This window comes from Acidovorax sp. GW823-FHT01C06 (assembly GCF_058798375.1).
Window position 1 is genome coordinate 898,952 of sequence record NZ_JBXAKN010000001.1, and the last position, 9,013, is coordinate 907,964.

The 9,013-nt window shown below is 66.7% G+C and carries 7 protein-coding genes; all 7 read left to right on the top strand.

Going from position 1 to position 9,013, the window contains the following annotated elements; translation table 11 throughout:
* Window positions 1-38: 38 nt before the first annotated feature.
* Window positions 39-1,019 carry an ABC transporter permease gene (locus tag AC1RCS_RS04070; RefSeq protein ID WP_218293321.1) on the top strand — a complete coding sequence of 327 codons (981 nt, stop codon included), beginning with the start codon at window positions 39-41 and terminating at the stop codon, window positions 1,017-1,019.
* Window positions 1,020-1,167: 148 nt separating this feature from the next.
* The gene (locus tag AC1RCS_RS04075) at window positions 1,168-2,385 is read left to right on the top strand and encodes a M20 aminoacylase family protein (RefSeq protein ID WP_218293322.1); all 1,218 of its coding nucleotides are present in this window, start codon (window positions 1,168-1,170) and stop codon (window positions 2,383-2,385) included.
* Window positions 2,386-2,470: 85 nt separating this feature from the next.
* The gene (locus AC1RCS_RS04080; RefSeq protein WP_218293323.1) at window positions 2,471-4,054 is read left to right on the top strand and encodes an ABC transporter substrate-binding protein; all 1,584 of its coding nucleotides are present in this window, start codon (window positions 2,471-2,473) and stop codon (window positions 4,052-4,054) included.
* A gap of 133 nt (window positions 4,055-4,187) precedes the next feature.
* Complete coding sequence (locus AC1RCS_RS04085) at window positions 4,188-5,099, top strand: ABC transporter permease (protein ID WP_218293324.1); 912 nt, start codon at window positions 4,188-4,190, stop codon at window positions 5,097-5,099.
* A 26-nt stretch (window positions 5,100-5,125) separates the two neighbouring features.
* Window positions 5,126-6,115, top strand: coding sequence for an ABC transporter ATP-binding protein (locus AC1RCS_RS04090; RefSeq protein WP_218340424.1), 990 nt, complete (start codon window positions 5,126-5,128; stop codon window positions 6,113-6,115).
* A complete protein-coding gene (locus tag AC1RCS_RS04095) occupies window positions 6,112-7,164 on the top strand; it encodes an ABC transporter ATP-binding protein (RefSeq protein ID WP_218293326.1) in 1,053 nt (350 codons plus the stop codon). Before AC1RCS_RS04090 ends, AC1RCS_RS04095 begins: the two co-directional genes overlap by 4 nt.
* Window positions 7,165-7,520: 356 nt before the next feature.
* Window positions 7,521-9,013 (top strand): hypothetical protein (locus AC1RCS_RS04100; RefSeq protein ID WP_492244368.1); only part of this gene is annotated, 1,493 nt, incomplete at its 3' end.

Here is a 9,013-nt window from a genome sequence, read left to right on the forward strand (position 1 = left end):
GCCGCGGTGCTTTTATCGAACACTCACTCGACTTCCCGATGCTTGCCTTTATATTGCGCCGCCTGATACAGGCTGTGATTGTCATGGTCACGGTGGCCTTCATCTCCTTCATGCTGTTCCAGTACGTGGGAGATCCCGTGGTGTTTCTGCTGGGACAGGATGCCACCCCTGAACAGATCCGGGAGCTGCGTGCCTCCCTCGGCCTGGACAAACCCTTCTTCGTGCAGTTCTGGCACTTTCTCGTGAATGCGGCGCAAGGCGAATTCGGCCTGAGCCTGCGCCAGGGTGCCAAGGTCTCGCGCCTCATTGCCGAGCGTTTCCCCGCCACGCTGGAGCTGGCGCTGGTCGCCGCGGTGCTGGCGCTGGTGATCGGCGTGCCCATGGGCGTGTATGCGGCGCTCAAGCGCGGCACCTTCACCAGCCAGATGTTCATGACGCTTTCGCTGCTCGGCGTGTCGCTGCCCACCTTCCTGATCGGCATCCTGCTGATCCTGGTGTTTGCGGTGACCCTGGGCTGGTTCCCGAGCTTTGGCCGCGGGGAAGTGGTGCAGCTGGGATGGTGGAGCACCGGCCTGCTCAAGGCCAAGGGCTGGCACCACATCACGCTACCCGCCATCACGCTGGCCATCTTCCAGCTCACGCTGATCATGCGGCTGGTGCGCGCGGAGATGCTGGAGGTGCTGCGCACGGACTACATCAAGTTCGCGCGGGCCCGGGGCCTGTCCAATCGCGCCATCCATTTTGGGCACGCGCTCAAGAACACGCTGGTGCCCGTGATGACCATCACCGGCCTGCAGCTGGGCGGCCTGATCGCGTTTGCGATCATCACCGAGACCGTGTTCCAGTGGCCCGGCATGGGCCTGCTGTTCATCCAGGCCGTGACCTTTGCGGACATTCCTGTGATGGCGGCGTACCTCTGCCTGATCGCGCTGATCTTCGTGGTGATCAACCTGGTGGTGGATCTGCTGTACTTCGCGGTGGACCCCCGTCTGCGCGTGGGCAAGGCAGGAGGCCATTGAATGAGCTCCCCCCTGAGTCGCTTCGCGCCATCCCCCCGGAGGGGGGATGCTCCCAGCGCGGCGGGGCGGCCCTTGCGCGGCAGCACTGGCCTGGGCCGCGCCGGTTTTGCCGGCTGCTGGCGCTGCACGAGCTTTCCGGGCGTCTGACATGCAGTCGCTCCGATACAAAGCGGGTGGCCGGGCGTTTGCGCACATCGCGCAGTTCCATCCGGAGCTGACCGCCCTGCGCCGCGATCTGCACGCCCATCCCGAGCTGGGCTTTGAAGAAATCTATACAGGCAACCGCGTGAAAGAGGCGCTCAAGGTGTGCGGCGTGGACGAGATCCACGACGGCATCGGCCGCACGGGCATCGTTGCGGTGATCCGCGGCCGCAGCACCTCCAGCGGCTCCATGGTGGGCCTGCGTGCCGACATGGATGCACTGCCTTTGGCAGAGCACAACGACTTCTCCTGGAAGTCGTGCAAGCCCGGCCTCATGCACGGCTGTGGCCACGACGGCCACACCGCCATGCTGGTGGGCGCGGCGCGCTACCTGGCCGAGACCCGCAATTTCGACGGCACGGCCGTGCTCGTGTTCCAGCCAGGCGAGGAGGGCTTGGCGGGCGCCCGCGTGATGATGGAAGACGGCCTGTTCGACCGGTTCCCGGTGCAGTCCATCTATGCCATGCACAACTGGCCGGCCATGAAGCCCGGCACCGTGGGCATCAACCCGGGCCCCATGATGGCGGCGGCCGACCGATTCACCATCGAAATCACGGGGCGCGGCGGCCACGGCGCGCATGCCTACCAGACGGTGGACGTGCTGGTGGTGGCCGCGCACATCATCACGGCGGCGCAGAGCATCGTGTCGCGCAACGTGCGCCCCATCGAAAGTGCCGTGGTCAGCATCTGCGCCGCGCAGGCAGGCGATCTGGGCGCCTTCAGCGTGCTGCCCGGCTCCGCCACCCTGGTGGGCACCGTGCGCACGTTCGACCCGGTGGTGCAGGAGATGGTGGAAAAGCGCCTCAAGGAACTGTGCAACGCGATTGCTCTGGGCTTTGGGGCCAATGCCACGGTGCACTACGAGCGCATCTACCCGGCCACGATCAACAGCGAGAGCGAGGCCGTCTTCGCGGGCGACGTGGCCGAATCCCTGCTGGGCGCGGACCACGTGGTGCGCGACCTGGAGCCCAGCATGGGCGCGGAGGACTTTGCCTTCATGCTCCAGACCCGCCCGGGCGCCTACCTGCGCATCGGCCAGGGTACCGGCGCCAGCGGCAGTGCGCTGCACAACAGCCGCTACGACTTCAACGACGACATCCTGCCGCTGGGCTCTGCATTGCATGCGAGCCTGATCGAGCAGTCCATGCCCCTGGCGGTGCCCTGAGGGCTGCGTCCCCTTCGCGCAACGCCAGCATCCAATCCCTGGATCCACCACCTTTCGCACCCCTTTTCACTACGAGGAGATTTCCATGAAATTCCAGAAAAAAGCCGCCCTTGCCGCACTGTTTGCCGCGATGGCCGCAACCAGCATGGTCGCCAATGCGCAGACCATCCGAATTGCCAACCAGGGCGATGCGCTCTCCATGGATCCGCACTCGCTCAACGAATCGCTCCAGCTGAGCGTGACCAGCAACGTGTACGAGCCGCTGGTCGGCCGCAACAAGGACCTGAGCCTGGCGCCGGCGCTGGCCACGGCCTGGAAGCAAACCGCACCCACCGTGTGGCGGTTCGAGCTGCGCAAGGGCGTGCAATTCCATGACGGCACCCCCTTCACGGCAGACGACGTGGTGTTCAGCTTTGGCCGCATGAAGGGCGAGGGCTCGGACATGAAGGCCACCAACAGCGACATCAAGCAGGTGCGCAAGATCGACGATCACACCGTCGAGATCGAAACCATGGCGCCGCAGCCCATCCTGCCCGACGTGATCACGACCTCCTACATCATGAGCAAGAAGTGGTGCGAGACCAACCAGGCCGTGATGCCCGTCGACCGCCGCAAGGGCATCGAGAACGCTGCCTCGTTCCGCGCCAACGGCACAGGCCCCTTCCGCCTGCGCGAGCGCCAGCCCAACGTGCGCTCGGTGTTCGTGCGCAACGGCTCCTACTGGGGCAAGATCGAGGGCAACGTGACCGAAGTGGTGTTCACGCCCATCGCCAACGATGCCACGCGCGTGGCGGCGCTGCTGTCGGGCGAAGTGGATGTGATGGAGCCCGTGCCGGTGCAGGACATCGACCGTGTCAACAACAGCCCCAACACGCGTGCGGTGACCGGCCCCGAGCTGCGCACCATCTTCCTGGGCATGGACCAGAAGCGCGACGAGCTGCTGTACTCCAACGTGAAGGGCAAGAACCCCTTCAAGGACAAGCGCGTCCGCCAGGCCTTCTACCAGGCCATCGACATCGACGGCATCAAGAAGACCGTGATGCGCGGCGCCTCCAACCCTTCCGCGCTGATGGTGGGCCCTGGCATCAACGGCTTCCAGCCCGAGACCAAGCGCCTGCCGTACGACGTCGAAGCCGCCAAGAAGCTGATGGTGGAAGCCGGCTACCCCAATGGCTTCGAAGTGTCCATGAACTGCCCGAACGACCGCTACGTGAACGACGGCCGCATCTGCCAGACCGTGGCCGCCAACCTCTCGCGCATCAACGTCAAGATCAACCTGCAGGCCGAGACCAAGGGTACCTACTTCCCCAAGGTGCTGCGCCGCGACACCAGCTTCTACATGCTGGGCTGGACGCCCACGACCTACGACGCGCACAACGCGCTCAACGCGCTCATGATCTGCCCGGACGACAAGGGCGGTGCCGGCCAGTTCAACCTGGGCGCCTATTGCAACCCCAAGCTCGATGAACTGACGAAGAAGGTGCTGGTCGAGACCGACAAGGCCAAGCGCGACGCGATGATCAAGGAAGCCTTCGACCTGCACAGCGCCGACATCGGCCACCTGCCGCTGCACCAGCAGGCGCTGGCCTGGGGCGTGAACAAGAACGTGAAGCTCGTGCAGATGGCCGACAACTTCATGTACTTCAAGTGGATGACCATCGGCAAGTAAGCGGTCAGAAGATTTCGTACCTAGATCGTCGCAAAAGAATCAAGAGAAACGACAACCGGTTCTTTTGAAAGTCCACACCACCGCGAGGCCGCTACCCGGGCCTGGCGGTGGTGCCTGTTTACTGGTTCCCACAATGAAAACTACCCTTGCCCGCTGGCTCGACAGCGATGTTGGCTACAGCTTCCGCACATCGCCGGTGGCCATGCTGGCCGCAGCGATCGCGCTGGTCTGCGTGTTCTGTTCGGTGTTCGCCGGATGGGTCGCGCCCCACAACCCGTTTGACCTGGCCACGCTCGAACTCAGCGATGCGCGGCTGCCCCCGGCCTGGAGCGCCGAAGGCTCCATGAAATACCCGCTGGGCACCGATGACCAGGGCCGCGACATCCTTTCCGCGCTGATCTACGGCGCGCGCATCTCCCTCGTCGTGGGCATCGCGTCGGTGCTGCTCTCGGTGGTGGTGGGCGTGGCGTTTGGCCTGCTGGCGGGATTTCGCGGCGGCTGGATTGACGCGGTGCTCATGCGCCTGTGCGACGTGATGCTGTCGTTTCCGGCCATCCTGGTCGCCCTGCTGATTGCCGGTGTGGGCCGCGCGCTGTTTCCCAACGCGCACGAGTCGCTGGCCTTTGGCGTGCTCATCATCTCGATCTCGCTGACGGGCTGGGTGCAGTACGCACGCACCGTGCGCGGCTCCACGCTGGTGGAGCGCAACAAGGAGTACGTGCAGGCTGCGCGCGTGACGGGCGTCTCGTCGCTGCGCATCATGCGCAAGCACGTGCTGCCCAATGTGATGGGCCCGGTGCTCGTGCTGGCCACCATCCAGGTCGCCACCGCCATCATCACCGAGGCCACGCTGTCCTTCCTGGGCGTGGGCGCGCCGCCCACATCGCCGTCGCTGGGCACGCTGATCCGCATCGGCAACGACTACCTGTTCTCGGGCGAATGGTGGATCACCGTGTTCCCCGGTGCCATGCTGGTGCTGATTGCTCTTTCCGTGAATCTATTGGGCGACTGGTTGCGTGATGCCCTCAATCCGCGCCTGCGCTGAACAAGAACAAGAAAAGCGATATCCCCATGAGCCTTCTAGAAGTCAAAAACCTCGTTGTTGAATTTCCGGGCCGCCGCGGTACCCTGCGCGCCCTGGACGACATTTCCTTCTCCATTGCACCCGGCGAGATCCTGGGTGTGGTGGGTGAATCTGGCGCGGGCAAGTCGCTCACCGGCGCCGCCATCATCGGCCTGCTGGAGCCACCGGGCCGCGTGGCATCCGGCCAGATCCTGCTCGAGGGCCAGCGCATCGACAACCTCAGCAACGAGGAAATGCGCCACATCCGCGGCCGCCGCATCGGCGCCATCTTCCAGGACCCGCTGACCTCGCTGAACCCGCTGTACACCGTGGGCCGCCAGCTCACCGAGACCATCCTGGCCCACCTGCCGGTCACGCCCGCCGAGGCCCGCCAGCGCGCCATCGCGCTGCTGCAGGACACCGGCATTCCGGCGGCGGCGGAGCGCATCGACCACTACCCGCACCAGTTCTCCGGCGGCATGCGCCAGCGCGTGGTGATCGCCCTGGCCCTGGCGGCCGAGCCCAAGCTCATCGTGGCCGACGAGCCCACCACGGCGCTCGACGTGTCCATCCAGGCGCAGATCATCACGCTGCTGAAAAACATCTGCAAATCGCGCGGCGCCGCCGTGATGCTGATCACCCATGACATGGGCGTGATCGCCGAGACCTGCGACCGCGTGGCCGTGCTGTATGCCGGCCGCGTGGCCGAGATCGGCCCCGTGCACGACGTCATCAACAAGCCATCGCACCCCTACACCAGCGGCCTGATGGCCTCCATCCCCGACATGGCGGTGGACCGCGAGCGCCTGAACCAGATCGACGGGGCCATGCCCCGCCTGAATGCCATCCCCAAGGGCTGTGCCTACAACCCGCGCTGCCCCAAGACCTTTGACCGCTGCATGACCGAACGTCCCGACCTGATGGATGCGGGCTCCACCCGCGCCGCCTGCTGGCTGCACGCCGGCGCCACGACGAAAAACGCCGAGGTGGCCGCATGAGCACTACGACCACCGCCACCACCGCCGCCGCAGGCAAGGCCCCCGTCGCCGCCCAAGGCCGGCCCCTCGTGCAGGCGCACGATCTGGCCAAGACTTTCGATGTCTCCGCCCCCTGGCTCAACCGCGTCATCGAGCGCAAGCCCCGCACGCTGCTGCATGCGGTCGACGGCGTGAGCTTCGAGATCGAACGGGGCAAGACACTCGCCCTGGTGGGCGAATCGGGCTGCGGCAAGAGCACGGTGGCCCGTTTGCTGGTGGGCCTGTACGAGCCGACACGCGGCGGCCTCACCTTCGACGGCCAGGACGCGCACGCCGCCTTCAAGGGCAACGATGCCCAGGCCATGCGCCGGCGCATCCAGATGATCTTCCAGGACCCCTATGCCAGCCTGAACCCGCGCTGGCTGGTCGAGGACATCATCGGCGAGCCGCTGCGCGAGCACGGCCTCATCACCGACAAGGTCGAGCTCAAGGCCCGCGTGGGCGAGCTGCTCAAGTCCGTGGGCCTGTCCCCGCTGGACATGGTCAAGTACCCGCACCAGTTCTCCGGCGGCCAGCGCCAGCGCATCTCCATCGCGCGCGCCCTGGCCACCGAGCCCGAGTTCCTGGTGTGCGACGAGCCCACCTCGGCGCTCGACGTGTCGGTGCAGGCGCAGGTGCTCAACATCATGAAGGACCTGCAGCGCGAGCGGCAGCTCACGTACCTGTTCATCAGCCACAACCTGGCCGTGGTGCGCCACGTGAGCGACCAGGTCGGCGTGATGTACCTGGGCCGCCTGGTGGAACTGGCCGACAAGCACACGCTGTTCGATACGCCACGCCACCCCTACACGCGCATGCTGCTCGATGCCATCCCCAAGATGCACGACACCGGCAAGGCGCGCACGCCGGTGCAGGGCGAGGTGCCCAACCCGCTGAACCCGCCCCCCGGCTGCGCCTTCAATCCGCGCTGCCCGCACGTGAACGACCGCTGCCGCGCCGAACGGCCCCAGCTGCTCAGCATTGGCGGCATCCGGATCGCCTGCCATGCGGTGGAAGAGGGACGGATCTGAGAGATTGCTCCTGAATCTATAGCTGCTTGCGCTTGATGGGAAAGCGCTGAGGGCCTATCTGGTTGTCAAACTGGCTGGTGTGCGCCTTGCCGGGAGTACCTGGCTTGGCGCCATGGAACACCCCCGACGCCGGCTGCCGGGGCCTCGGCCCCGCAGCGACCCGTGGGCGGCACCCGCGGTCGCCCCGGCGGTGCGCACCAGGCGTCGGTGGCTGCGGGCTCCGCGCTTGCCAAATTGCGCTTGGTGGGTTGGCAAGTGGTTCGTATGATGTCTTATTACCAGATGTTGCAGAGCCGGATCGCTACCGCGTCCCTTTGGGGAAACCGGCCTCGTCCACCCCTTTCTTTTCTGAATCCATGCTCGCTCTCATGCTTGCGACGCGCCTGCGCTCTGCGCGCCGCATTGTTTTTCAACAATTGACCGTGCTCTGGCGGTCGCCGTGGTTGCGCGGCGGCCGGGGCCTTCTCCATGCCGTGGTTGCTGTGCTGGCCGTTGCCTCCCTGGCGCATGCAGTGCCCGCCCATGCCGCCACGGAGATCCGCACGCTGATCGACAGCGACAACAACCCCGCGACCGGCTGTACCGTCGCCACTCCGGGCGGGGCCTTCGGGGGCGTGGATCAGGTTGCCATCACCCGCATCGACCTGCTGGCGGCCGAGCCGGTGGGGGATGTCGCCCGAGAGGTCTGCCAGAGCGGAGTGCTGGTGGCCGACCCCAGCTTCGTGCCCAGCGCGCCCTTGCACTGGCCTCTGGGTGTCGCTGCCGCCGGCATGCACACGGACGTTGTCGAAAGTTATGCACAGCTGGTGAGTGCGGCGGCGTCCGGCGTGAGGCTCGGATTCGTCGCCAGCACCACCGACGGCAGCGCGCCGCCCAGCGCCCTGTTGTCGGCTGATGGCAGCGGCGGTTCGCCGATCCATCTGGCCGCGGCGGCGGCAGCTGCCGTGGCCGTGCCCGCACTGGGCGGGGCCGGCCTGCTGCTGGTGGCCTGTGCGCTGGTCTTTGCCACCTACCGCTTTGCCCGCGTTCGCCGCTATGCGGCCACCGGCGCCACCTTGTGCCTGTTGCTCGTGGTGAGCCTGGCCTGGGCCGCGATCGTGCGCGACGGGTCGCCGTCGGACTGGGGCGGTACGCCGCCCGTGGCGACGGCTTCCACCACCGGCCCGCACCAGATCGCGGCCGTCTACGCGCGGCTGGAAGGCAGCACCCTGCAGCTGCGCTATGACCTGGACCTCGGCGTGCGGGACGGCGCGCCGCTGGACGATGGGCCGTTCGCCGCCACCGTGGGTGCCCCGCTGTCCGTGCCCGCACCGGGCCTGCTGTCCAACGATGCGCCTGGTTCCCCGCCGTTGCAGGTCCGCGAGTTCCGCGTGCAAGGCGCGGTCTCCAACACGCCGGCGGGCGGGGTGGTCGCGTTCGCGGGCAACTCGCTGACGGTGGCGCCGGATGGTGGCTTCACCGTGGGGCCGCCCACGCTCCCCGGCACCTACCGCTTCGAGTACCGCGCGCACAACCGGCTGACCCCCGGAGGGTGGGGCGTGGCGACGGTCGAGGTGGCGGCTGCCAACGTCTGCGGCGACGGGGTGCGCACCGGCGCCGAGGTCTGCGATGACGGCAATGCCGTCACCGAGACCAGCTGTCCCTATGGCACCGTGTCCTGCACCACCTGCAACGCCACCTGCACGGCAACGCTGAGCCTGACCGGCCAGTTTTGTGGCGATGGCGCTCGCAACGGCGCCGAGGTCTGCGACGACGGCAACAACGTGACGGAGACCAGTTGCCCGGACGGCACGGCCACCTGCCAGGCATGCAACGCCACCTGCACGGCGACGCTGAACCTCACGGGCGC

Excerpts from the sequence above, each read along its gene's own strand:
- AC1RCS_RS04070 (WP_218293321.1), top strand. The coding sequence starts at position 39 with ATGCTTGCCTTTATATTGCGCCGCCTGATACAGGCTGTGATTGTCATG.
- AC1RCS_RS04075 (WP_218293322.1), top strand. The coding sequence starts at position 1,168 with ATGCAGTCGCTCCGATACAAAGCGGGTGGCCGGGCGTTTGCGCACATC.
- AC1RCS_RS04080 (WP_218293323.1), top strand. The coding sequence starts at position 2,471 with ATGAAATTCCAGAAAAAAGCCGCCCTTGCCGCACTGTTTGCCGCGATG.
- AC1RCS_RS04085 (WP_218293324.1), top strand. The coding sequence starts at position 4,188 with ATGAAAACTACCCTTGCCCGCTGGCTCGACAGCGATGTTGGCTACAGC.
- AC1RCS_RS04090 (WP_218340424.1), top strand. The coding sequence starts at position 5,126 with ATGAGCCTTCTAGAAGTCAAAAACCTCGTTGTTGAATTTCCGGGCCGC.
- AC1RCS_RS04095 (WP_218293326.1), top strand. The coding sequence starts at position 6,112 with ATGAGCACTACGACCACCGCCACCACCGCCGCCGCAGGCAAGGCCCCC.